This window comes from Microbacterium sp. MYb45 (assembly GCF_002979655.1).
Taxonomy (GTDB): domain Bacteria; phylum Actinomycetota; class Actinomycetes; order Actinomycetales; family Microbacteriaceae; genus Microbacterium.
The window spans coordinates 595046-617380 of record NZ_PCPG01000001.1; the positions used below are offsets into that span (position 1 = coordinate 595046).

Annotated in this window: 26 protein-coding genes; 19 read left to right on the forward strand and 7 right to left on the reverse strand. The window is 66.8% G+C overall.

Going from position 1 to position 22335, the window contains the following annotated elements:
• The first annotated feature begins 39 nt into the window (after positions 1–39).
• Complete coding sequence (locus CQ034_RS02805) at positions 40–966, forward strand: LysR substrate-binding domain-containing protein (protein WP_105709855.1); 927 nt, start codon at positions 40–42, stop codon at positions 964–966.
• A gap of 7 nt (positions 967–973) precedes the next feature.
• On the opposite strand, the gene glpK is transcribed toward CQ034_RS02805, so the two are convergent.
• The 3 genes from glpK to CQ034_RS02820 form a co-directional block, all read right to left on the reverse strand.
• On the reverse strand, positions 974–2488 hold the full coding sequence (gene glpK, locus CQ034_RS02810) for a glycerol kinase GlpK (protein WP_105709856.1): 1515 nt from the start codon (positions 2486–2488) through the stop codon (positions 974–976).
• Positions 2489–2526: 38 nt separating this feature from the next.
• Positions 2527–3282, reverse strand: coding sequence for an MIP/aquaporin family protein (locus tag CQ034_RS02815; RefSeq protein WP_105709857.1), 756 nt, complete (start codon positions 3280–3282; stop codon positions 2527–2529).
• Between the two features lie 93 nt (positions 3283–3375).
• A complete protein-coding gene (locus CQ034_RS02820; protein WP_105709858.1) occupies positions 3376–5085 on the reverse strand; it encodes a glycerol-3-phosphate dehydrogenase/oxidase in 1710 nt (569 codons plus the stop codon).
• A gap of 103 nt (positions 5086–5188) precedes the next feature.
• Here CQ034_RS02820 and CQ034_RS02825 point away from each other — a divergent pair, with 103 nt between their 5' ends.
• Positions 5189–6160 (forward strand): sugar-binding transcriptional regulator, encoded by a 972-nt coding sequence (locus CQ034_RS02825; protein WP_105709859.1) that lies wholly within the window; start codon positions 5189–5191, stop codon positions 6158–6160.
• 23 nt (positions 6161–6183) lie between these two features.
• On the opposite strand, the gene CQ034_RS02830 is transcribed toward CQ034_RS02825, so the two are convergent.
• Positions 6184–7335 (reverse strand): glutamate--cysteine ligase, encoded by a 1152-nt coding sequence (locus CQ034_RS02830; RefSeq protein WP_105709860.1) that lies wholly within the window; start codon positions 7333–7335, stop codon positions 6184–6186.
• A 210-nt stretch (positions 7336–7545) separates the two neighbouring features.
• Here CQ034_RS02830 and rpsP point away from each other — a divergent pair, with 210 nt between their 5' ends.
• The 4 genes from rpsP to trmD are packed head-to-tail and all read left to right on the forward strand — an operon-like array spanning position 7546 to position 9557.
• Positions 7546–7980, forward strand: a complete 435-nt coding sequence (rpsP, locus tag CQ034_RS02835) for a 30S ribosomal protein S16 (protein ID WP_029263511.1) — start codon at positions 7546–7548, stop codon at positions 7978–7980.
• 6 nt (positions 7981–7986) lie between these two features.
• A complete protein-coding gene (locus tag CQ034_RS02840; RefSeq protein ID WP_017830729.1) occupies positions 7987–8217 on the forward strand; it encodes an RNA-binding protein in 231 nt (76 codons plus the stop codon).
• The gene (rimM, locus tag CQ034_RS02845) at positions 8201–8818 is read left to right on the forward strand and encodes a ribosome maturation factor RimM (RefSeq protein ID WP_051662444.1); all 618 of its coding nucleotides are present in this window, start codon (positions 8201–8203) and stop codon (positions 8816–8818) included. The genes CQ034_RS02840 and rimM overlap by 17 nt, the downstream gene beginning before the upstream one ends.
• 19 nt (positions 8819–8837) lie before the next feature.
• The gene (gene trmD / locus CQ034_RS02850; RefSeq protein ID WP_105709861.1) at positions 8838–9557 is read left to right on the forward strand and encodes a tRNA (guanosine(37)-N1)-methyltransferase TrmD; all 720 of its coding nucleotides are present in this window, start codon (positions 8838–8840) and stop codon (positions 9555–9557) included.
• A 35-nt stretch (positions 9558–9592) separates the two neighbouring features.
• Here trmD and CQ034_RS02855 read toward each other — a convergent pair whose 3' ends face one another.
• Positions 9593–10186, reverse strand: a complete 594-nt coding sequence (locus CQ034_RS02855; RefSeq protein WP_231481751.1) for a histidine phosphatase family protein — start codon at positions 10184–10186, stop codon at positions 9593–9595.
• Between the two features lie 46 nt (positions 10187–10232).
• Positions 10233–11015 (reverse strand): type I methionyl aminopeptidase, encoded by a 783-nt coding sequence (gene map, locus CQ034_RS02860; protein WP_105709862.1) that lies wholly within the window; start codon positions 11013–11015, stop codon positions 10233–10235.
• 109 nt (positions 11016–11124) lie between these two features.
• On the opposite strand from map, the gene CQ034_RS02865 reads away from it, so the two are divergent.
• From CQ034_RS02865 to CQ034_RS02905, 9 genes are all read left to right on the forward strand, one after another.
• Positions 11125–11613 carry an MFS transporter permease gene (locus CQ034_RS02865; protein WP_105710338.1) on the forward strand — a complete coding sequence of 163 codons (489 nt, stop codon included), beginning with the start codon at positions 11125–11127 and terminating at the stop codon, positions 11611–11613.
• Between the two features lie 169 nt (positions 11614–11782).
• Positions 11783–12130 carry a 50S ribosomal protein L19 gene (gene rplS, locus CQ034_RS02870; protein WP_017830722.1) on the forward strand — a complete coding sequence of 116 codons (348 nt, stop codon included), beginning with the start codon at positions 11783–11785 and terminating at the stop codon, positions 12128–12130.
• Positions 12131–12248: 118 nt separating this feature from the next.
• Complete coding sequence (gene lepB / locus CQ034_RS02875; protein ID WP_029263505.1) at positions 12249–12971, forward strand: signal peptidase I; 723 nt, start codon at positions 12249–12251, stop codon at positions 12969–12971.
• Positions 12968–13627, forward strand: coding sequence for a ribonuclease HII (locus CQ034_RS02880; RefSeq protein ID WP_029263504.1), 660 nt, complete (start codon positions 12968–12970; stop codon positions 13625–13627). Before lepB ends, CQ034_RS02880 begins: the two co-directional genes overlap by 4 nt.
• A gap of 63 nt (positions 13628–13690) precedes the next feature.
• On the forward strand, positions 13691–14017 hold the full coding sequence (locus tag CQ034_RS02885) for a DUF2469 family protein (RefSeq protein WP_017204525.1): 327 nt from the start codon (positions 13691–13693) through the stop codon (positions 14015–14017).
• Positions 14018–14145: 128 nt separating this feature from the next.
• Entirely contained in the window at positions 14146–14508 is a 363-nt protein-coding gene (locus tag CQ034_RS02890; RefSeq protein ID WP_105709863.1) for a YraN family protein, read from the forward strand.
• Entirely contained in the window at positions 14505–16031 is a 1527-nt protein-coding gene (locus CQ034_RS02895) for a YifB family Mg chelatase-like AAA ATPase (protein WP_105709864.1), read from the forward strand. Before CQ034_RS02890 ends, CQ034_RS02895 begins: the two co-directional genes overlap by 4 nt.
• Positions 16028–17224, forward strand: a complete 1197-nt coding sequence (dprA, locus tag CQ034_RS02900) for a DNA-processing protein DprA (protein WP_105709865.1) — start codon at positions 16028–16030, stop codon at positions 17222–17224. Before CQ034_RS02895 ends, dprA begins: the two co-directional genes overlap by 4 nt.
• Positions 17225–17290: 66 nt before the next feature.
• A complete protein-coding gene (locus CQ034_RS02905) occupies positions 17291–18193 on the forward strand; it encodes a tyrosine-type recombinase/integrase (protein WP_105709866.1) in 903 nt (300 codons plus the stop codon).
• A 56-nt stretch (positions 18194–18249) separates the two neighbouring features.
• On the opposite strand, the gene CQ034_RS02910 is transcribed toward CQ034_RS02905, so the two are convergent.
• Positions 18250–18774, reverse strand: coding sequence for a murein hydrolase activator EnvC (locus CQ034_RS02910; protein ID WP_105709867.1), 525 nt, complete (start codon positions 18772–18774; stop codon positions 18250–18252).
• A gap of 306 nt (positions 18775–19080) precedes the next feature.
• On the opposite strand from CQ034_RS02910, the gene rpsB reads away from it, so the two are divergent.
• The 4 genes from rpsB to frr all read left to right on the forward strand — a co-directional run bounded on the left by rpsB (position 19081) and on the right by frr (position 22334).
• A complete protein-coding gene (rpsB, locus tag CQ034_RS02915; RefSeq protein ID WP_029263483.1) occupies positions 19081–20031 on the forward strand; it encodes a 30S ribosomal protein S2 in 951 nt (316 codons plus the stop codon).
• 44 nt (positions 20032–20075) lie between these two features.
• Positions 20076–20903, forward strand: a complete 828-nt coding sequence (tsf, locus tag CQ034_RS02920; protein ID WP_105709868.1) for a translation elongation factor Ts — start codon at positions 20076–20078, stop codon at positions 20901–20903.
• Positions 20904–20994: 91 nt separating this feature from the next.
• A complete protein-coding gene (gene pyrH / locus CQ034_RS02925) occupies positions 20995–21711 on the forward strand; it encodes a UMP kinase (protein ID WP_105709869.1) in 717 nt (238 codons plus the stop codon).
• Positions 21712–21779: 68 nt separating this feature from the next.
• On the forward strand, positions 21780–22334 hold the full coding sequence (frr, locus tag CQ034_RS02930; protein WP_029263480.1) for a ribosome recycling factor: 555 nt from the start codon (positions 21780–21782) through the stop codon (positions 22332–22334).
• Position 22335: the final 1 nt, after the last annotated feature.

The following is a 22335-nucleotide window of genomic DNA, read 5'->3' on the forward strand; positions in this document are numbered from 1 at the left end:
ATGCTTGTCACGCCACCCATGAGGTGAAATCATCGACGGATGGAACTCCAACAGCTCCGGTATGTCGTCGAGGTGGCCGCGGCCTCCAGCTTCACTCGTGCGGCCGAACGGTGCTTCGTCACGCAGTCCGCGTTGAGTCATCAGATCGCCGCTCTCGAGCGTGAGCTCGGTCAGCGACTGTTCGTGAGATCGAGTCGCAGCGTTCGTCTGAGCGAGGCGGGGGAGGCGTTCCTGGAGCACGCGCGGACGGCGCTCCGGGCGGCAGAGCAGGCGCGGGAGAGCGTAGCCGCAGCGGTGGGCGTGGTGACCGGCACGCTCCGGATCGGCGTCATCCCGACGGTGACCGCCGTCGACATCCCGGAGGTGCTGGTCGCGTACCGGGCCGCGCATCCGCTCGCGCGAGTCGAGCTGCAGGTGGGGAACAGCGACGTGCTGATGACGCGCCTGCGTCACGGGGAACTCGATGTCGCTCTGCTCGGCCTGCGCGAAGGAGCGGAACCACTCGGGGTGGCTTCGCGTGTACTCTCTCGTGACCGGCTGATGGCGGCATTCCCTCGTGGGCATGAGCTCTGCGAGACAGGCGCGCTGACGCTCCATGACCTCGCCGGTGCGACGTTCGCCGACTTCCCGGCGGGCACCTCGGGGCGCGCGCAGAGCGATGCCGCCTTCGCATCCGCGGAACTGTCGCGGGATGTCGCCTTCGAGGCGGACTCCGCCACCCTCCTCCTCGGTCTGGTCGCCGCCGGGCTGGCGGTGACTCTGCTCGCACCGGGGACGATCGAACGATCTGCGGCAGATGTCGCGACCGCCGAGGTCCGCGACGGTCCCGTACGCGTGGAGCACCTGGCGTGGGACCTCGCGGCACCACGGAATGTGGCGAAGGCCTTCCTCGCCGTCATTGACGACGTCGTTCCCGGGAACGCGAAAGCGGGCCCGGAGGAGCACTCCGGACCCGCTTTCCTGTGACGTCAGGTCACTTCACGTCGTCGTCGACCCAGTCCATCGACTTGGTGACGGCCTTGCGCCACAGGCGCAGCTGACGGTCGCGCTCCGCGTCCTCCATGGAGGGCTCCCAGCGCTTGTCTTCCTGCCAGTTCGCGGACAGGTCATCCAAGCCGTTCCAGAATCCGACGGCGAGGCCGGCTGCGTACGCTGCGCCGAGTGCCGTCGTCTCTGCGACGACCGGGCGCACCACCGGCACGCCGAGCACGTCGGCCTGGAACTGCATGAGCGCATCGTTGGCGACCATGCCGCCATCGACCTTGAGCTCGGTCAGGTCCACTCCGGCGTCGGCGTTGACCGCATCGAGCACGTCGCGAGTCTGGAAGGCCACGGCCTCCAGCGCAGCGCGCGCGATGTGGTTCTTGTTGGCGTAGCGGGTGAGGCCCACGATCGCGCCACGGGCGTCCGAGCGCCAGTACGGCGCGAACAGACCCGAGAACGCCGGGACGATGTACACGCCGCCGTTGTCCTCGACCTGCTCGGCCAGCTTCTCGACCTCGGGGGCCGAGGAGATGATGCCGAGCTGGTCACGCAGCCACTGGATGAGGGACCCGGTGACGGCGATGGAGCCCTCCAGCGCGTAGTGCGTCGGGCCGTCGCCGAGCTTGTACCCCACAGTGGTGAGCAGCCCGTTCTTCGAGTGGACGATCTCCTCGCCCGTGTTGAAGATCAGGAAGCAACCCGTTCCGTAGGTGTTCTTGCTCTCGCCGGTCTGGAACGCGGCCTGCCCGAACGTCGCCGCCTGCTGGTCGCCCAGGATGCCGGCGATCGGCGTCTCGCGCAGCAGCGACGAGCTCTCGGCGGTGCCGTATACCTCGGACGAGGAGCGGATCTCCGGCATCATCGAGCGCGGCACGCCGAACGCCTCGAGGATGTCGTCGCGCCACTCGAGCGTCTCGAGGTCCATGAACATCGTGCGGGAGGCATTCGTGACATCCGTGACGTGCACGCCGCCATCGGCTCCACCGGTGAGGTTCCAGAGGACCCAGCTGTCGGTGGTGCCGAAGATCAGGTCGCCCGCCTCCGCCTTCTCGCGCGCACCCTCGACGTTCTCGAGGATCCAGGCGATCTTGGTGCCGGAGAAGTACGTCGCCAGCGGGAGGCCGACGACCGGCTTGAACCGCTCGACGCCGCCGTCAGCCGCCAGGCGGTCGACGATGTCCTGCGTGCGGGTGTCCTGCCAGACGATCGCGTTGTAGGCCGGCTTCCCGGTCTTCTTGTCCCACACGACGGCGGTCTCGCGCTGGTTCGTGATGCCGACGGCGGCGATGTCGTGACGCGTCAGATCGGCCCGGCCGAGGGCCAGCCCGATGACCTCCTGCACGTTGCGCCAGATCTCGGCCGCGTCGTGCTCGACCCAACCGGCCTTCGGAAGGATCTGTTCGTGCTCCTTCTGGCCGGTCGCGACGATGCTGCCCTTCTTGTCGAAGATGATCGCGCGACTCGACGTCGTTCCCTGGTCGATGGCGATGATGTAGTCAGCCACTTGTGCTCTCCTTTGAATTCAGTGCGATGGGGTGTGCGTCAGGCGGCGAGGCCGAGCAGCACGGGTGCAGCAAGGGCGGCGATCACACCACCGATGAGGGGGCCGACGACGGGGACCCACGAGTAGGACCAGTCGCTGGCGCCCTTGCCCTTGATCGGCAGGATCGCGTGAGCGATGCGCGGACCGAGGTCACGGGCGGGGTTGATCGCGTAGCCGGTCGGGCCACCGAGAGAGGCGCCGATGCCGACCACGAGCAGAGCCACCGGAAGCGCGGTGAGCGGGCCGAGGCCCCCGGGAACGCCGACCTCGATGTCGCCGTAGTCGGCGAACGCGAAGATGCCGAACACGAGCACGAAGGTGCCGATGATCTCCGTCACGAGGTTCCAGCCGTAGGAACGGATGGCGGGGCCGGTGGAGAAGACGCCGAGCTTGTTGGCAGCCTCCGGCTCCTCGTCGAAGTGCTGCTTGTAGGCGAGCCAGACGACGATCGCACCGAGGACGGCTCCGACGAGTTCCGCCGCCGTGGCGGTGAGGAACATCACGACGCTGATCTTGCCGGCGACCATGAGGCCGATACCGACTGCAGGGTTGAGGATCGCACCGGAGTACGCGGAGACGAGCACACCGGCGAAGACCGCGAGGCCCCATCCCCAGTTGACCATCAGGAAGCCTCCGCCGAAGCCCTTGTTCTTCGCAAGTGCCACGTTGGCGACCACACCACAACCGAGGAGGACCAGCATCGCTGTGCCGACCAACTCCGAGAGGAAGTAGAGACCGAGATTCACATCAGCCATGTCTTCTTTGACCTTTCTTGTGTGTCGGGGCCCCTCTGCCCCGACACGTTATGAGGGGTTGCGCCGCGAGGAGGGCGGCAGTTCGAAGTCCGATCAGCCGCGGGTGCGGGATCGGATATCGAGTCCGTGTCGATCGTTCAGCAGCTGGCGCGTCTGGTCGAGCTCGGCGTCGTGGCGCGAGCGGTCCCAGCCGAGCATCGGTGCGAGCGCATCGGCGATCTCATCGAGCACCTCGGCGTCGGCGTTGCCGGTGAAGGCGATGCTCGTGCGGCGGAGCACGATGTCCTCCAGGCGCGCCACCATCTCGTTGTGCACCATCCACTCGAGTTCGCGGGTGGAGAGGTCGCCGCCGGCAAGGGGGGAGTCCGGTCCCTGCTCGACGTACGCCCACACGTCCGCCGCGCGGGTTCCGTATCTCGCGAGCAGCTGGTCGGCACGTGCCCCGGCGCCGGGGAGGTTCTCCTGGATCCAGATCCGTCGTGCCTTCTCAGTGCGCGGGAACTCGCGGCCGCCGCCGATCGCGCGTCCGGCGGTGGAGACTGTCCTGGTGCGGTCGATCAGGCTCAGCACGGTGTCGGAGAGCGACTCGCCGAGCGCGCGGAACGTGGTCCACTTGCCGCCGACGAGGCTGACGAGCGGGACGGCACCCTTCTCATCGACTTCGATGCGGTAGTCGCGTGACACGAACCCGGGGGCGGTGTCCTCGTGACGCGGCAGCGGACGGATACCGGAGAACTTGTAGACGATCTGATCGCGGGAGACCGGAATCGTCGGGAAGACGTGGTGGATCAGTTCGAAGAAGTAGTCGACCTCTTCCTCCGTGCACACCGGGACCTCGCGCGGGTCGGCGTCGATGTCGGTGGTGCCGACGAGCACTCGTCCCTTGAGCGGGTAGATGAGGACGATGCGGCCGTCGGAGTGTTCGAAGAAGATCTCCCGGCCCTGCGTCGCCTCGAGAAGCTCCGGGTGGTCCAGCACGATGTGCGAACCCTTGGTGCCTCCCATGAACCGGGTGTCCTCGCCGAGTGCGTCGTTCGTGAGGTCCGTCCAGGGGCCGGAGGCGTTCACCACCACGTCGGCGTGCACGCGGAATTCGGTTCCGCTCTCGCGATCGCGGAGGACGACCTCATCGCCCTCGCGCGCGATCGCCTCGACGTAGTTGAGTGCATGCGCTTCGGGGTGCGCTGCGCGACCATCCTGGAGCACGTCGAGCGCGAGACGCTCGGGGTCGTGCATCGAGGCGTCGTAGTAGGTCGCCGTGTACTTGATGTTCGGGTCTAGCGAGGGCAGCTCTGCGAGTGACTTCTTCCGACCGAGGAAGCGGTGTCGGGGCACCATCCCGCCGTCACGCGAGAACGTGTCGTAGATCGTCAGACCGACCTTGATCAGGAACGCGCCGCGCTCCTGGGGCTTGCCGCTCTTGTGCGTCAGGAACCTCAGAGGCGCGGAGAGGATACCCGAGAACGTGGAGTAGATCGGGATGGTCGTCTGCAGTGGCTTCACGTAGTGAGGGGCGATCTTGAGCAGTCCGTTGCGCTCCTCGACGGACTCGCGCACGAGCCGGAACTCGCCGTTCTCGAGATAGCGGATGCCGCCGTGGATCATGTGGCTCGATGCGGAGGATGCGCCGGAGGCGAAGTCTCCTCGTTCGACGAGCAGCACGTCGACTCCCTGGAGTGCCAAGTCACGGAACGTGGAGATCCCGTTGATCCCGCCGCCGATGACGAGGACGCTCGTGCGTCCGGATTCGCGCACGGCGCGAACCTCCGCGCGCTCCGCTGACGAGTGTGTGGAATCGATCATCGTCGACCCTCTCTTCCTTACTTGCCAACCAGCATCGACCTGTGTGGCATCCCGCGCAAGCCCACTGCACATATGTGCAAGGATCGAGGGTGAGGAGGTCACGATGGCCGGTCAGAGTGCGGAAACCCGCGACAGCAAGCTGATCGCGGCGCTCACGGCCGCGCAGCTCTACTACATGCAGGACAAGACGATGGAGGTGATCGCGCAGGAGCTCGGTACCTCCCGTTCCTCGGTCTCACGCCTCTTGAGCTTCGCGCGGGAGAGCGGCCTCGTCGACATCCGCATCAACTCGCCGCTGGAGCGGCTCGGCATGCTCGAACAGCGCATCCGCGACCGGCACCGCGTGGCCGCACACGTCGTTCCCATGCCCGAGATCCTCAGCGAGGTGGAACGACTCGAGCGCGTCGCGCTCACGGCCGGCCGCCTGCTGTCCCAGTTCGTCGACTCCAACATGATCATCGGTGTGGCCTGGGGATCGACGATCAGTGCGGTGAGCCGCGGCCTCACGCAGAAGGAGACGCACAATACGACCTTCGTGCAGCTCAACGGGGCGGGCAACACCCAGACCACCGGCGTCGAGTACTCCAGCGACATCCTGCAACGGTTCGGCAGTGCCTTCGGCGCGCAGGTGCAGCAGTTCCCCGTTCCTGCCTTCTTCGACGACCCTGCGACCCGGGAGGCGATGTGGCGCGAACGCAGCACCCGTCGAGTCCTCGATCTGCAGGCGAAGATGGACGTCGCGGTCTTCAGTCTCGGGTCTCCGGCTGCCGAGGTCCCGAGTCGTGTGTACGTCGGCGGATATCTCGGGCGCGACGACTACCGCAGCCTGCGCGAGGATCACGCGATCGGTGACGTCGCCACGGTGTTCTTCCGGTCAGACGGCTCCTGGCGGGATATCCGTGTGAACGCCAGGGCGACCGGGCCGGGGCTCGACCGCCTGCGTCGCGTTCCGCGACGGATATGCGTCGTTTCGGGCATCCCGAAGCTGGTGAGCCTCCGGGCCGCCCTCTCCGCCGGGCTCATCACCGACGTCGTCCTGGATGAGGGACTCGCCCGGCGTCTCGTCGAGGACTGAGTCGCCGCCGGCAGAGTCCGGGGCTACGCGCCTTCCGTCGAGGACTCGGGTCCGGAACGGAACTCGCGGATGAGGTGCTGCACGACGGCGGTGAGATCTCCGGCGGTGGCGTTCGCGATCACGAGCTGACGCTCGTAGCTGGCTCCGTTCTCGAGAGTGACGGCGTTGTTCCCGAACTCTCTGACGCAGCCGAGTTCCACGGCCACGGGTGCGAGCTCTTCCAGGACTTCGGCGAGGTGTTCACGCACGGGACGCTGCGTTCCGGCGGCATCGACGATGACGCGCGCGTCGAGTCCGTATCGCGCCGCGCGCCATTTGTTCTCCCGATGGAACCAGGCAGGGAGCTCCGGAAGGGTCCGTCCTTCGTCGAGCTGACGGGAGAAGTGCTCGACGAGCACTTGCACGAGCGCCGCGACCGACGCGAGCTCCGGCAGCGTCGACAGGCCGTCGCAGGCTCGCACCTCGATGGTTCCCCATCGCGGAGCGGGACGGATGTCCCAGCGCACCTCCGTGGCGTCCGCCATCACGCCGGTGCGGACCATGTCGTCGAGATAAGACTCGTATTGTGCCCAGTCGCGCAACGGCCAGGGGAGTCCGGCCGTCGGAAGCTGTTGGAACACCAGCGCGCGGTTCGAGGCGTAGCCGGTGCGCTCGCCCGCCCAGAACGGACTCGACGCCGACAGGGCCTGGAGATGGGGGAGGTATGCCGAGAGCGCGTTGATGATGGGGAAGACCTTGCGCTGGTCTTCCACCCCGATGTGCACGTGGATCCCCCAGATCATCATGTTGCGACCCCACCACTGGGTGCGCTCGATGAGGGTGTGATACCGCGACTTGTCGGTGACCTCCTGATCGAACCACTGCGCGAACGGGTGGCTGCCCGCCGACAGCAGTTCGATGCCCGCCGGGTCGGTCGCGGTGCGCACGGCGGTGATGGCGTTCGCGATGTCGTCGACGGCGTGCGCGACGGAATCGCCGATCCCGCTCGTGACTTCGATCGTGTTCGTGAGCAGCTCGCCCGTGACGGTATGGCGCTCATCCTCGCTCTCGGCTTCGAGCGCCGCGAGAAGTTCCGGGGCGCGTCCGACGAGGTCACCGCTCACGGGGTCCGCGAGCATGATCTCCCATTCGAGGCCGACGGTGGATCGGGCGGAAGAGGCGAACTCGAGCTTCACCCGCACAGTCTGACATGCGGGCGACACGACACGACAACGGCCGTTTCGCCACGTTTCGCGCCGGGCGCGAGGATCTGGCAGAATAGAGGGTCGGACGACCTGCTCGACCCTCTATCCAGCAGGTGTCCACACTCATTTGAGCTTCCGCCGGGTGTGCACCCCACTCTCCAGGCGATCAGTTCGTTTCCTTCCACACAATTCAGGAGAATCGTGGCTGTCAAGATTCGTCTCAAGCGCCTGGGCAAGATCCGTGCGCCGTACTACCGCATCGTCGTCGCCGACTCGAAGACCAAGCGCGATGGTCGCGTGATCGAGGAGATCGGCAAGTACCACCCCACCGAGGAGCCCTCGTTCATCGAGGTCGACTCCGAGCGTGCGCAGTACTGGCTCTCCGTCGGCGCGCAGCCGACCGAGCAGGTCGCCGCCATCCTCAAGATCACGGGCGACTGGGGCAAGTTCAAGGGCGACGCCGACGCGAAGTCCACCCTCAAGGTCAAGGAGCCCAAGGCTCCCTTCGAGATCGACGCATCCAAGAAGTCCGTCGTCAAGCCCAAGGCCGAGAAGAAGGTGGAGGCCCCCGCTGAGGAGGCTCCCGCCGCGGCCGACGCGGAGGCCGCTGAGGCCCCCGCCGCCGACGCAGAGTAATCCGCCGTGCTCGCCGCCGCGCTCGAACACATCGTCAAGGGGATCGTCGATCACCCGGAAGATGTCCGCATCAATGAATCCACATCGCCGCGAGGCGACCTCCTCGAGGTGCGCGTGCACCCCGATGACCGTGGACGCGTGATCGGGCGCGGCGGCCGCACAGCCAAGGCCCTTCGCACCCTCGTCAGCGCGCTCGCTGACGGGCGTCGGGTCCGCGTCGATGTCGCGGACGACTGACGTGGTGCCGAAGGACCGCAACCAGGGCAAGAATCAGCTGCGCGTCGGGCGTCTCGTGAAGGCGCACGGTCTCAAAGGCGGCCTCAAGCTCGAGCTGTACACCGACAACCCGGCGGGTCGTTTCACCCCCGGTGCCGGCTTCACGGTGCAGGTGCCCGAGGCATCGCCGTGGCACGGCAAGGACATCACCGTTCGCGAATACCGCTTGATGAACGGGAATCCGGTTGTCTTCTTCGAAGATGTCGATGACCGAGAAGCCGCCGAGAGCCTCGTCAAGGCGATCCTCTGGATCGATCAGGACGTCGATGAGGTCGAGGACGACGCCTGGTTCGATCACCAGCTCGTGGGGCTTGACGTCGTTCGCGACGATGCGATCATCGGCCGGGTCATCCGCGTCGAGCACTTCCCGGCGCAGGATCTGCTCATCGTGAAGTCCGGCGACACCGAGGTCATGGTGCCCTTCGTGGCCGCCATCGTCCCCACCGTCGACGTCTCGGCCGGTCGTCTGATCGTGACGCCGCCGCCCGGACTCTTCGAGGAGCTCCCCGACGCCGCGGATGCCGAGCAGCCGTCGGGCTCGGATGCCGAAGCCCCTGAGTGACCGCTGATACGGTTCCCCCGTGCGCATCGACGTCCTCTCCATCTTTCCGTCCTACTTCGACGGCCTGACGCTCTCCCTCCTCGGGAAGGCGCAGCACGCCGGCATCATCGACCTTCGCGTGCATGACCTCCGCGACTGGACGTCCGATCGTCACAACACGGTCGACGACACCCCGTACGGCGGTGGCGCCGGCATGGTCATGAAGCCGGAGCCATGGGGTCTTGCTCTCGATGACGTCGCCGGTCCGTCCGATACGGCGGGGGCCGAGCGACCGACCATCATCTTCCCGTCACCTGCCGGTGAGGTCTTCACGCAGAAGACCGCACGGGCGCTGGCCACCCATGAGCACCTCGTCTTCGGGTGCGGACGTTACGAGGGCATCGACGAACGCGTCTTCGAGTACGCAGCCGACCTCGGCGAGGTGCGCCTCATCAGCCTCGGGGACTACGTCTTAAACGGGGGAGAGGTCGCCACGATGGCGATGATCGAGGCGATCGGGAGGCTCATCCCCGGCGTCGTCGGCAATCCGGAAAGCCTCGTCGAGGAGTCGCACGAGGACGGGCTCCTGGAGTACCCCTCGTACACGAAGCCCGCTTCATGGCGCGAGCGGGCGGTGCCGGACATCCTGCTGAGCGGCAACCACGGGGCGATCGCCACCTGGCGCCGCGAGCAGCAGTTCGAGCGCACCAGGCTGCGTCGCCCTGATCTCCTCCCGGACGACGAGACCTCGCAGTCCTGACCGGGATCGACGCCGAATCCGCTCGGATGCGCCTGTCAGAGCATCCGCTCCGAGGTGCCATCGATCTCGAAGACCACGCCATGCGGATGTCTCAGTCCGAGCGCGTTCGACGCATCGAGACGTCGTAGCTCGGCACGCAGCATCCGTCCGATCATCTCGTGGCTCACGAGCAGCGGTGTCCCCTCGGACGCCCATCCGCAGCTGCTGAGGGCCTTTCGCGCTCGGGAACGGGCTTGCGCGTAACTCTCACCGCCGGGGAATGCCCATCCGTAGCGATTGGCGGCGCGCTCCTCTCTGGCCATCGGATACGCCGCGTCGATCTCGTCCCAAGTCATACCCGCCAGCGCACCGTGATCGAGATCGGCGAGTTCCGGCACCTCAATGACCTCGGCCCCGAGCCGGTCAGCGATGATGACCGCGGTCTGCATGGCTCTACCGAGCGGGCTGGAGCACACGGTGAGCACGCCGGCGTCACCGAGGCGGGAGGCGATCGCGCGGGCTTGGGCGATGCCTTCGTCGGTGAGGGGCGAGTCGAGCTGACCCTGCAAGCGGTGTTCGACGTTCCACACGGTCTGACCATGCCGAGCGAGGAGAAGACGCTCCGGCACATGGCGATCCTGCGGAATCATGGACTCAGGATGGCATACGCCCTCGCGTTTCGGCTCGTGGCGCGGGTCAGTCCACGCCGAGGAACGATCGGTCGGTCAGGATGATGGGGCCGTCTTCCGTGATCGCGATGGTGTGCTCGGAGTGGGCGCCGCGTGAACCGTCAGCGCTGCGCAGGGTCCATCCGTCGGGGTCGGTCACCAGCTCGTCTGTCGTCGCGAGGAGCCAGGGCTCGAGTGCGAGGACCAGGCCGGCCCTCAAGGGAAAGCCCCGGCCGGCGCGCCCGTCGTTCGGGACGTGCGGGTCGCCGTGCATCGTGCGTCCCACCCCGTGCCCACCGAAATCGGTGTTGATCGAGTAGCCCTCGCCGTGCGCGACGGCGGCGACGGCCGCAGAGATGTCGCCGATGCGGTTTCCGACCGTCGCGGAGTCGATCGCGGCGGTCAGGGCGCGTTCGGTGGTGTCGATGAGCCGAAGATCGTCTTCACGAGCCGCGCCGACGACGAACGACACCGCCGAGTCGGCGACCCAACCGTCGACCGACACTGCGAAGTCGAGGGTGACGAGGTCGCCGTCACGCAGTGTGTAGTCATGGGGGAGGCCGTGCAGCACGGCGTCGTTGACCGAGGTGCAGATCACCTTGCCGAACGGACTCGCTCCGAACGAGGGGTGATAGTCGATGTAACACGACTCTGCCCCGGCCTTGCGGATCATGTCGTGTGCGCGGCGATCGATCGAGAGGAGGTTCGTCCCGACCTTCGTCTCGTCGCGCAGGGTCGCGAGCGTCTCGGCCACGAAACGTCCTGCGGCGCGCATCTCGTCGATCTCGGCAGGGGTGCGCAGTTCGATCATCGGGTTTCCTCTCGTCGTCTCCATTCTCCCTGATCCGGCGCGGGCGGTTCCCCGACCGCTCTCAGCGAACACCGGGCCGCAGGGGCGGGTGTCGTCGTACGATCTGATCATGTGGTTGCGACAGGCCTTCTTCCGCTGGCTCCTCCCGGCGGCGTTCCTCCTGCCGCTCTGGCTGCTGATCGGCTGGGGGGTCTTCCAGGGTGGCTGGTCCATCCTCTGGGTGCTGCTCATCGCGATGCCGTCCGTCTTCGTCGGACAGCTCCTGCTCACGCTCCTGACGCGCTCGCGCCCGTCCGTTCGCATCGAGCGGGCCGTGTCGTGGTGGGACGTCATCGGCTTCACGACCTGGAACGGGCTGACCATCGCCGTCGGCTTCTTCATCGACGGGGCTTTCCCGTGGTTGCTGACCGGCGCGATCGTCGCGGGCATCGCACTGATCTGGTTGCAGCTCTGGCAGCTGTGGAACGAGGCGAAGGGGAGCGGGACCCGACTGCGTGAGACCATCACCTGGTCCACGATCCCGCCCGTCAACGAACCTGCCCCTCCCACGCGCGCACACGAGATCATCGTGGTGCGGGAGACCGACGGCCGCGACTGAGGTCAGCGTTTTGGCCGGGCGCGGCATCCATGGCAGAATGAGTGTTTGTGCTGTGACCGGCTCTGCCACAGGGGAGCCCGCGGACGTTCGCCGTTCCGTACAGCTCACTCCCTTCTTGTTCCTTTGAATACATGCATGCGACCTGTGGCGGGTGCAGAGAGAGATGATCATGCAGATCCTCGACGCCGTCGACGCGGCTTCCCTTCGTTCGGACATCCCGGACTTCTTCCCCGGTGACACCGTCAAGGTTCACGTCAACATCACCGAGGGCAGCCGCTCTCGTATCCAGGTCTTCCAGGGTGTCGTCATCGGCCGTCAGGGCGACAGCGTGCGCGAGACCTTCACGGTCCGCAAGATCAGCTTCCAGGTGGGCGTCGAGCGTACCTTCCCGGTGCACTCCCCGGTGATCGACCACATCGAGGTCGTCACCCGCGGTGACGTGCGTCGCGCGAAGCTCTACTACCTCCGCCAGCTCCGTGGCAAGAAGGCCAAGATCAAGGAGAAGCGCGACCGCTGAGTCGCAGGTTCTCCACAGCACCCCAGGACACGATGTCCTGGGGTGCTGTGTTCTGTCCCCGGTGTGCGAACCTTGATACCGTCGCGCCAGAGCGGTGTATGACTCGAGAAGGATCCTGATGACTGATTCGCCGGCCGCGCGCACTTCCAGACGACGCGGGTTCCTGGTCTTCCTCCGCGACGTGCTGGTGATCATCGTGATCGCCGCCCTCGTGTCCTTCGTGGTCAAGAGCTTCGTCGTGAGGTCGTTCTACATTCCGTCGGCCTCGATGGAGCGCACCCTTCTCGTGAAGGATCGGATTCTCGTCGACGAGCTGACCCCTCGGTGGACCGACTATGCACGTGGCGATGTCGTCGTCTTCAAGGATCCGGGCGGCTGGCTCGATCCACAGCCGCAGACGCCCGCTCAGCCTCCGCTCGTTCAGGCGGTCGACTGGGTCCTCAACTTCGTCGGCATCTCCGCGACGGACTCGCAGGACCACCTCGTGAAGCGCGTGATCGGTTTGCCCGGCGATCATGTCGTGTGCTGCAACGCACTCGGCCAGATCACGATCAACGGCGCCCCGATCGACGAACTCAGCTACCTGAACCTCCCCGAGGGCGACACGGCCGCCTCGAACGAGCCGTTCGACGTGGTCGTTCCCGATGACTCGGTCTGGCTGCTGGGCGACAATCGCGATCGATCGCGCGACGCGCGCGCACATCAGGACCTCCCCAGCGGGGGCTTCGTCCCGATGGAGAACATCGTCGGCAAGGCCTTCCTGACAACCTGGCCTCTGGATCGCATGGGACCGATCGACGGCCACCACGACACGTTCAACGGAGTTCCGGACCCCGAATGACCGTGATCACCCCGAAGCTGACCCTGGAACGCAAACTCCTGGGGGAGTGCGGCGTGATCATCGCGCTGGATGAGGTGGGTCGAGGCGCACTCGCCGGTCCCGTCGCCGTCGGCGCCGCGATGATGGATGCGGCAGGCGTGCGACGTCGCGTGCCGGATGGTCTGCGTGATTCCAAGCTCGTGACGGAGAAGCGTCGGCCCGATGTCGCGGCACGCGCAGCGGCGTGGGTGCAGGCCTCTGCCGTCGGCTGGGCGAGCGCCGAAGAAGTCGACCAGGTCGGCATCATGCGGGCCCTCGGACTCGCCGCATCGCGCGCTGTGTCGGCGATCGCTGCGCAGGGGGCTTCGATGGACGAGGCGCTCGTTCTGCTCGACGGGAACCACGATTACGTCTCCCGAGTGCATTCGTCGCCGCTGCGCGTGCGACCCGTCATCAAAGCCGACCGCGACTGCGCCTCCGTGTCTGCGGCCTCCGTGATCGCGAAGGTGGCCCGCGACCTGTACATGGCCGAACTTCACGAGAGCCATCCTGCGTATCAGTGGAATCGCAACAAGGGCTACGCGAGCCCCGAACACCGCGAGGCCATCCGGCGCAACGGGCTGTCTCCTTTCCACCGTGCGTCGTGGGCCATCGCCGACGCCCCGACCCTGTTCTGATCCAGACCTGCATCGGCCGGCGATGCCGCGCCTCGTGCGCCGCGACTCTAGGATGGAGTCATCATGGATGAGGAAGCCTTCGACGACTACGACCGCGAGCTCGAGCTGGCACTGTTCCGGGAGTACCGGGATGTGGTGTCGCAGTTCCAGTACGTCGTCGAGACCGAACGCCGCTTCTACCTCGCGAACGAGGTCAACGTCGTCCGCCGCGACACCGAACACGATTTCTATTTCGAGATCTCGATGAGCGATGTGTGGGTGTGGGACATCTACCGAGCGGATCGCTTCGTGAAGGCCGTGCGCGTGCTCACGTTCAAGGACGTGAATGTCGAGGAGCTCCAGCGTCGGGAGTTCGAACTCCCGCAGGAACTCTCGCTCGACGGGGAGTGACCTTCGTCGCCACTGCCGACCTTGATGCTGGTCCTCCACACCATGCGGAATCCCTGAGTAATCCCCACTTCAGCGCCAGGGCGTGAGGGCACCTCTCAGGCTACGAGTCTGACCGCGATGCTGAGGGCATGGCAGCAAAAGACGACCTCGGCCGAGCCGGGGAAGAGCGCGCGGCGCAGCACCTGATAGGCAGCGGATACACCGTGCTCGACAGGAACTGGCGGTGTTCGCAAGGGGAGATCGACATTGTCGCCGCGGTAGGCGATCAGCTGGCGATGATCGAGGTGAAGACGAGACGCACGGCAGCATTCGGGCACCCGTTCGAGGCGGTCGATCAACGAAAGCGCCGCCGGCTCTGGCAACTCGCGCAGGCGTGGCTCGCCGCTCATCCCGAGGTGGCTCGTGGGCGCACCGTGAGGCTCGAGGCAATCGGGATCATCGGGCCGGACCCGTTCCTGGGGTCGCTCGAGCATCTCGTGGACATCGCATGAGTACGGCCCGCACGTGGGCTGTCGCACTGAGCGGGGTCGATGGTCATCTCGTCGAAGTCGAAGCCGACCTGTCGAACCAGACGCCCGAGTTCCGGATCATCGGTCTACCCGACAAGTCGCTCGCGGAGGCGGTGCAACGGGTGCACAATGCTTGCAAAAATGCCGGGCTCGACCTACCTCGGCGCCGCCTCACGGTCAACCTGTCGCCAGCCAGCCTTCCCAAGCACGGAGCAGGGTTCGACCTCGGAATCGCCGTGGCTGCTCTGGCTGCCGGCGGCTCGATCGAACCGCGCTCGATCGCAGCGACCGTACATGTCGGAGAACTCGGGCTCGACGGTAGGATTCGCCCTGTCCCGGGTGTGCTCCCTGCCGTGTTCGCTGCTGCACGTGCCGGGTTCGAAAGGGTGATCGTTCCTCACGCCAACGAAGCAGAGGCGAGACTGGTCCCCGGAGTCCATGTCCGTGCTGCCACCTCTCTCGCCGAAGTCGCGGTGTGGCACGGTGCCGATGTCGAAGCGCCCGAGGTCGAGACCGTCGACATGGCGTCGGCGTCGGTCGACGCACCTTCAGATCTGGATCTGTCCGACGTCGTCGGCCAGGAAGACGCGATCGAGGCGCTCATCGTCGCCGCTGCAGGTGGACATCATCTGCTGCTGAGCGGGCCTCCGGGCGCAGGCAAGACGATGCTCGCCCGACGACTCCCCGGAATCATGCCGCCGCTCGGGGACCAGGAGGCACTCGAGGTCGCCTCCATACTCTCGCTCAACGGGGATCGGGTCGTGACGCTCGGCCGCACGCCGCCACTGGAAGCCCCGCACCACAGTGCGTCCGTCGCAGCGTTGGTCGGCGGTGGGTCGCGCGCTGCTCGGCCCGGAGCTATCGTGCGGGCCCACTGCGGCGTGCTGTTCCTCGACGAGGCGGCGGAGTTCTCTCGCGCGGCTCTCGACGCGCTGCGCCAGCCGCTCGAATCGGGAGTCATCGAGGTGCATCGAGCGGGGTTTACAGCGCGCTTTCCCGCGAGGTTCCAGCTGCTGCTCGCGATGAATCCGTGTCCGTGCGGAAATCATGGCGTCAGGGGTGCCGAATGCGTGTGTCCGCCCATGGCGATCCGGCGGTACTCGACGCGATTGTCGGGACCGCTCCGCGATCGGATCGATATCGACCTGCACGTCGCCCGGGTGGCCGCGTCGTGCGCGACGGACGAGCGGAGGGCGAGAACCACGACGGCGCGGGCGAGGGCCCGGGTCCTCGCGGCGAGCGAGCGTGCGGCGGAACGGTGGAAGAGCACGCCGTGGCGGCGCAATGCCGATGTCCCGGGAACCTGGCTCCGGCAGGGGGCGCTGCGACTCTCCGTCGCGACTCGATCGCCACTCGATCGCGCGCTGGAGCGCGGGTCGTTGACACTGCGGGGCTATGACCGAGTGCTCAGAGTCGCGTGGACCATGGCCGACCTGGCAGACATCGACCGGCCCGGCGCCGAGGAGATCGGCAGGGCGCTGCTCCTGCGGAGAGGACTGTCATGAGGATCGACGAACTACAGGACGACCCCGAGACCATCGCAGCGGTCCGTCGCATCCACGAGGGTGATGCCGTCGCGGAGTGCGTGGCTCGCGCAGCGTGGAGCGTGATCGCCGAACCCGGTGATGCCGTCGCAGGTGCACTGATCGAGGCCCTGGGCGCTGGCGATGCATTGTCGGCGGCGCTGGGAGATGGCGCGTCGCTGATACCCTCCGGTGCTGCGAGCGGGCGGGCATCTCGGGCGCTGTCAGAGGCCAGAGCACGATGGCGTCTTCGGGCGGATCCCCGCGCGGTGCGGCAGGCTCTCCGCAGCGCGTTCGATGTCGGCGCGCAACTGGTAGTCCCCGGCGACGCGAACTGGCCCGTGAGCCTCGATGATCTCGGTCCCCACGCGCCGAACGCACTGTGGGTGCGTGGGCATGCCGATCTGCTCGTGCGCGAGCCACGCGTGTCGATGGTCGGAGCACGGGCCGCCAGCAGTTACGGCGAACACGTTGCGGCGGAACTCAGCGGGGATCTCGCCGCCAGGGGAGCGGTGGTCGTCTCCGGCGGTGCATACGGGATCGATGGTGCTGTACACCGGGCTGCTCTCGGTGTGGGTGGCGCGACCGTCGCCTTCCTCGCCGGCGGAGTCGACCGCGCCTATCCGGTGGGTCATCAGAGGCTCCTGCAGCAGATCGCGGTGGAGGGGGCCGTGGTGAGTGAACCGCCGTGCGGCGCAGCCCCGACCAAGTGGCGCTTCCTGGCGAGGAACCGACTTATTGCTGCGCTCGGGCAGGCTACCGTCGTGGTCGAAGCGGGGTGGCGCAGCGGCTCGTTGAACACCGCCGGTCATGCGGCGACGCTGGGTCGTCCGCTCGGAGCCGTTCCCGGGCCGGTGACATCGGCATCTTCCGCGGGGTGCCACCGGCTGCTCCGGGAGTACGACGCGCAGTGCGTCACGTCGGCACATGAGGTACGAGAGCTATGGGGGTCGATCGAACAACGAGCGGGCGAGGGTGATGAGCACGATCCGAATCGCACTCGGGTCCTCGATGCCCTGAGCGCGAGGTCCAGGCTCTCGGTCGAGGAGATCGCCCGCAGGTCGGGCCTGTCGCCGGAACGCGTGCGCTCATGCCTCGGGTTGCTGCATCTGGACGGGGATGTCTCCGTCGACGAACGGGGGTGGCACCGGGCGCGCGCGTCGCGGACCGAGTGAGAGGCATCCGCAGAGACATCGGCGAGGCTGAAGAGACGACGCGGCGCGCGGCGGCAAGCTGAACCCATGGATCTCGCGGTCGCCACTGAGGCGTTCGTCGGTCACCTGGAGCGGGTGCGTCGACTCTCGCCGGCGACCGTGAAGGCGTACCGGTCGGACCTTCGAGACCTCCAGACGTCGGCAGTCGGTGTCACGCTCGAGGAAGTCGACCTCGAGGTGCTCAGAAATTGGCTCTGGCGTGCCACCCAGCGCGGCGATGCGAGATCCACGCTTGCACGGCGAGCTGCGGCGGCCCGGTCATTCTTCAGGTGGGCGCACGAGCAGGAGCTCGTATCCCACGACCCGAGCCTGCGGCTGATCGCGCCGAAGAAGGGACGCACATTGCCCACGGTGGCATCCCGCGAAGCCATGTCGGGCCTGCTCGATGCGCATCGCGATGCGGCCGAGACGGGGGATCCGATCGCTTTGCGGGATCACGCCATCCTCGAGCTGCTCTACGGTTCCGGCATCCGTGTCGCCGAACTGTGCGGGCTGGATGTCGATGACCTCGACCTCGACAGAGGAACGGCCCGCGTGCTCGGGAAGGGAGCCAAAGAGCGGGTGGTGCCGTACGGCGCTCCGGCGAGGGCTGCGCTCGAGGCGTACCTCCATCGTGGCCGGCCCGTCCTGGTGGCGAGGGCGCGTAACTTCTCACCGGCGGTGATGCTGGGTAGCCGTGGTGCCCGGATCGGCCCTCGAGCGGTATACGAACTCGTCGCCAGGGTGCTGGCACCGATCGTCGGCGCGGAGACCATCGGCCCGCACGCTCTCCGACACACGGCGGCCACGCACCTTCTCGACGGTGGCGCAGACCTGCGGGCCGTCCAGGAAATACTCGGCCACGCCAGCCTCGGCACGACCCAGATATACACGCACGTCTCGGCCGAACGTCTGACTGCGACCTACCGGCTGGCACATCCTCGGGCGTGACGTCGGGAGCGACCTGCTTGAGCCGCTTGGGCTGCGGGAGCCATGGTGGGGCGGGATCACAGCGGGTCGCAGCAGGGGAGCAGGATGGCCCGAGGGGGGTCGCCGAAGAGCAGCATCGGATTGATGTACGTGCCGTCTCGTCGTATGCCGAGGTGCAGCGCACCCGCCGGGGTATGACCGCCAACGTCGACGAATCCGATCTCCTGCCCGACCGACACCGCGTCCCCAGGGTCGAGCGTCGTCCGGAGTGCTTCGAAGGTGCTGACGAGGCCGCCGTCGTGCTCGATGGTCAGGAGCGGCCGGTCCACGACGGTCCCGCGGAAAGCCACAGTGCCATCTGCGGGGGCCGTGACCACCGCGTCGATCGAGGCGTCCATGTCGACTCCACGATGACCGGCGCCGTACTCGTGCGCCGGAGCGCGAAACGGCTCGACGACCTCTCGATTCCCGGCGAGCGGCCAGCGCCAGCGCGGTAGGTCTGCTGTGCCGCCCGAGGCCGCCGAGGTATCGGGTGCGCACAGGGCGAGCGCAACGAGCACGGCGATGGCCGTGCCGGACGTCGTTCGGAGCAGAATGCGCATGAGGGGAGTGTGACGGCTCCTCGGAGCGGTCAGATGGACAACTCGGCCCGTTCGATGGAGCGCGTGGATGACTCCGGCGGGGCCTTGTCGGTGCAGGGTGAGTGACGTCGCTGCGTCCTGTATGCTGGGGGAGCACCTCGATATCGGGGTGACTACGCGTGCCCAAAGCGATTCAGATCGCGGCATCCACTCCCACAGGTCCTGTTCCTCGAACAGGCGGGCGTGGGCCGGGCACCAGGAAGTCCGATCATCCGATCGGCTTGCAACCTCAACGGCGCAGGAACGCGCCAGAACCAGGAGACGACCATGGCTGTGGTCACCATCCGCCAGCTGCTCGACAGCGGCGTGCACTTCGGACACCAGACCCGTCGGTGGAACCCGAAGGTCAAGCGCTTCATCCTCACCGAGCGCAGCGGCATCCACATCATCGACCTCCAGCAGTCGCTCGGCTACATCGACAAGGCCTACGACTTCGTCAAGGAGACCGTCGCCCACGGTGGCACGATCCTCTTCGTCGGCACCAAGAAGCAGGCGCAGGAGATCCTCGCCGAGCAGGCGACGCGTGTCGGCCAGCCCTTCGTGAACCAGCGGTGGCTCGGTGGACTCCTCACCAACTTCCAGACGATCTCCAAGCGTCTCGCACGTATGAAGGAGCTCGAGGAGCTCGACTACGAGACCCCGGCCAACAGCGGTTTCACGAAGAAGGAGCTCCTGCTCAAGAAGCGTGAGCTCGACAAGCTGCACAAGTCGCTCGGCGGTATCCGCAACCTCACCAAGACGCCGTCGGCCATCTGGGTCGTCGACGCCAAGCGCGAGCACCTCGCGATCGATGAGGCCAAGAAGCTCGGCATCCCGGTGATCGGCATCCTCGACACCAACGCCGACCCGGACGACTTCCAGTACCCGATCCCCGGCAACGACGACGCGATCCGCTCCGTCTCGCTGCTGACGCGCATCATCGCCGACGCCGCGGCCGAGGGCCTGCAGCAGAAGCACAACCCGGAGACGGGTGACGCCGAGCCGCTCGCCGACTGGGAGAAGGAGCTCCTCGAGACTCCCGCCCAGGAGGTGCAGGAGTCCGCTGACGCCGCCGAGGTCGTGACCTCCGACGATGAGGCCGCCGTCGTCGAGACGCCTGCTGCTGACGAGACCGCTGCCGACGAGGCCGGTGCGGAGGCACATGACGAGGCGATCGCCGCCGCTTCCGGTGAGGAGACCGCTGAGGTCGCCGCCGCCGAGGCTGCCGACGCCAAGTAATCCCCTCGTTCACACACACCTAACGAAGCAAGGAGCCACCACACATGGCCAACTTCACCATCGCTGACCTCAAGGCGCTGCGTGAGCAGCTCGGCACCGGAATGGTCGACACCAAGAAGGCGCTCGAGGAGGCTGACGGAGACGTCGCGAAGGCCACCGAGATCCTGCGTCTCAAGGGTGCGAAGGGCAACGCGAAGCGCGCTGACCGTTCGACCAGCGAGGGACTGATCGTCGCTCGCGAGCAGGATGGCGCTGTGACGCTCATCGAGCTCGCCTGCGAGACCGACTTCGTCGCGAAGAACGAGCGCTTCATCGCGCTGGCCGACAAGGTCGCCGACGCCGCAGCAGCGGTCAAGGCCGACTCGGTCGAGGCCGCCCTCGCCGCCTCCGCCGGCGACAAGAGCGTCGAGCAGGTCATCTCCGAAGAGGCCGCGATCATCGGCGAGAAGGTCGAACTGCGCCGCGTGCGCACGATCTCGGGCGACAAGGTCGAGGTCTACCTCCACCGCACGAGCAAGGACCTGCCGCCGCAGATCGGTGTCGTCGTCGCCTACTCGGGTGAGGATGCCGAGACCGCGCGCAGCATCGCCCAGCACATCTCCTTCGCGAACCCGTCGTACCTGTCCCGCGAGGACGTGCCGGCGGACGCGGTCGAGAAGGAGCGCGAGATCGTCACCGAGATCTCTCGCAACGAGGGCAAGCCGGAAGCGGCTCTCCCGAAGATCGTCGAAGGCCGCGTGTCTGCGTTCATCAAGCAGGTCGCCCTGCTCGAGCAGGACTACGCCAAGGACAACAAGCTCTCTGTCGCCCAGGTGGCGAAGGACGCCGGTATCACCGTGACGGACTTCGCGCGCTTCAAGGTCGGCGCGTAGCAAGGTCGAAGGGGTTCGGATCGCATGATCCGAACCCCTTCTTCATGCCCACGAGGCACTATCTTGAATCGGGACGAGAGGACACCCACCCATGAATGAACGCACCGGACGCCGACGCGTCCTTCTCAAGCTCTCCGGCGAGGCTTTCGGAGCGGGGCAGCTGGGTGTCAGCCCCGATGTGGTCTCGCAGATCGCCCGCGACATCGCCGCGGCCGTCGATCGGGTCGAGGTGGCGATCGTCGTCGGTGGAGGCAACTTCTTCCGCGGTGCCGAGCTCAGCCAGCGCGGCATGGACAGGGGGCGCGCCGACTACATGGGCATGCTGGGCACGGTCATGAACGCCCTCGCCCTCCAGGACTTCCTCGAGCAGGCCGGAGCCGCCACCCGCGTGCAGTCGGCCATCTCGATGACTCAGGTCGCCGAGCCGTACATCCCGCGTCGCGCCGAGCGTCACCTCGAGAAAGGCCGCGTCGTCATCTTCGGTGCCGGCGCAGGCCTCCCGTACTTCTCCACCGACACCGTCGCAGCGCAGCGCGCGCTCGAGATCGGCGCGGACGAGGTCCTCGTCGCCAAGAACGGCGTCGACGCGATCTACACCGCCGACCCGAACAAGCACGCCGACGCGGAGCGCATCGAGCGCGTCACGTATCGTGATGCGCTGCAGCGTGGCCTCAAGGTCGTCGACTCGACCGCCTTCAGCCTGTGTATGGACAACAGCATGGACATGCGCGTGTTCGGCATGGAGCCCGCAGGCAACGTGACCCGCGCGTTGCTCGGCGAGCCGATCGGAACCCTCGTCACCGCCTGAGCGTGTGACACGGCGGAGACGACTTCGCCCGATAGAATTTGCAGAACACCCCGACGATAGGAGCCACCGTGATCGCGGACGTCCTCGCTGAAACCACCACTCGTATGAACCGGGCGGTCGAAGCTGCCAAGGAGGACTTCTCCACGGTGCGCACCGGTCGTGCGAACCCGCAGATGTTCCAGAAGGTCCTCGTGGACTACTACGGCACGCCGACCCCGATCGCCCAGCTCGCATCGCTGGCGAACCAGGAAGCCCGAACGCTCATCATCACGCCGTACGACAAGTCGGCGCTGAAGGCGATCGAGCAGGCGATCCGCGACATGCCGAACCTCGGAGTCAACCCCACGAACGACGGCAACCTCGTGCGCGTGACGATGCCCGAGCTCACGGCTGAGCGTCGCAAGGAGTACGTCAAGCTCGTCAAGACCAAGGCTGAAGACGCGAAGGTCCATGTCCGTGGCATCCGTCGCAAGGCGAAGGACGAGCTCGACGCGCTGAAGAGCGAGCTCGGTGAGGATGAGATCGCTCGGGGCGAGAAGGAGCTGGACGGCCTGACGCGTCAGCACGTCGACCTCATCGACGACGCGCTGAAGCGCAAAGAGGCCGAACTCCTCGAGGTGTAGT

Excerpts from the sequence above, each read along its gene's own strand:
- CQ034_RS02865 (WP_105710338.1), top strand. The coding sequence starts at position 11,125 with ATGTGGTTGCGACAGGCCTTCTTCCGCTGGCTCCTCCCGGCGGCGTTC.
- CQ034_RS02885 (WP_017204525.1), top strand. The coding sequence starts at position 13,691 with ATGGATGAGGAAGCCTTCGACGACTACGACCGCGAGCTCGAGCTGGCA.
- pyrH (WP_105709869.1), top strand. The coding sequence starts at position 20,995 with ATGAATGAACGCACCGGACGCCGACGCGTCCTTCTCAAGCTCTCCGGC.
- CQ034_RS02820 (WP_105709858.1), bottom strand. The coding sequence starts at position 5,085 with ATGATCGATTCCACACACTCGTCAGCGGAGCGCGCGGAGGTTCGCGCC.
- map (WP_105709862.1), bottom strand. The coding sequence starts at position 11,015 with ATGATCGAACTGCGCACCCCTGCCGAGATCGACGAGATGCGCGCCGCA.
- tsf (WP_105709868.1), top strand. The coding sequence starts at position 20,076 with ATGGCCAACTTCACCATCGCTGACCTCAAGGCGCTGCGTGAGCAGCTC.
- CQ034_RS02855 (WP_231481751.1), bottom strand. The coding sequence starts at position 10,186 with ATGATTCCGCAGGATCGCCATGTGCCGGAGCGTCTTCTCCTCGCTCGG.
- CQ034_RS02890 (WP_105709863.1), top strand. The coding sequence starts at position 14,146 with ATGGCAGCAAAAGACGACCTCGGCCGAGCCGGGGAAGAGCGCGCGGCG.
- CQ034_RS02905 (WP_105709866.1), top strand. The coding sequence starts at position 17,291 with ATGGATCTCGCGGTCGCCACTGAGGCGTTCGTCGGTCACCTGGAGCGG.
- dprA (WP_105709865.1), top strand. The coding sequence starts at position 16,028 with ATGAGGATCGACGAACTACAGGACGACCCCGAGACCATCGCAGCGGTC.
- CQ034_RS02880 (WP_029263504.1), top strand. The coding sequence starts at position 12,968 with ATGACCGTGATCACCCCGAAGCTGACCCTGGAACGCAAACTCCTGGGG.
- CQ034_RS02895 (WP_105709864.1), top strand. The coding sequence starts at position 14,505 with ATGAGTACGGCCCGCACGTGGGCTGTCGCACTGAGCGGGGTCGATGGT.
- CQ034_RS02910 (WP_105709867.1), bottom strand. The coding sequence starts at position 18,774 with ATGCGCATTCTGCTCCGAACGACGTCCGGCACGGCCATCGCCGTGCTC.
- CQ034_RS02815 (WP_105709857.1), bottom strand. The coding sequence starts at position 3,282 with ATGGCTGATGTGAATCTCGGTCTCTACTTCCTCTCGGAGTTGGTCGGC.
- rpsB (WP_029263483.1), top strand. The coding sequence starts at position 19,081 with ATGGCTGTGGTCACCATCCGCCAGCTGCTCGACAGCGGCGTGCACTTC.
- rimM (WP_051662444.1), top strand. The coding sequence starts at position 8,201 with ATGTCGCGGACGACTGACGTGGTGCCGAAGGACCGCAACCAGGGCAAG.
- CQ034_RS02825 (WP_105709859.1), top strand. The coding sequence starts at position 5,189 with ATGGCCGGTCAGAGTGCGGAAACCCGCGACAGCAAGCTGATCGCGGCG.
- CQ034_RS02805 (WP_105709855.1), top strand. The coding sequence starts at position 40 with ATGGAACTCCAACAGCTCCGGTATGTCGTCGAGGTGGCCGCGGCCTCC.
- lepB (WP_029263505.1), top strand. The coding sequence starts at position 12,249 with ATGACTGATTCGCCGGCCGCGCGCACTTCCAGACGACGCGGGTTCCTG.
- rplS (WP_017830722.1), top strand. The coding sequence starts at position 11,783 with ATGCAGATCCTCGACGCCGTCGACGCGGCTTCCCTTCGTTCGGACATC.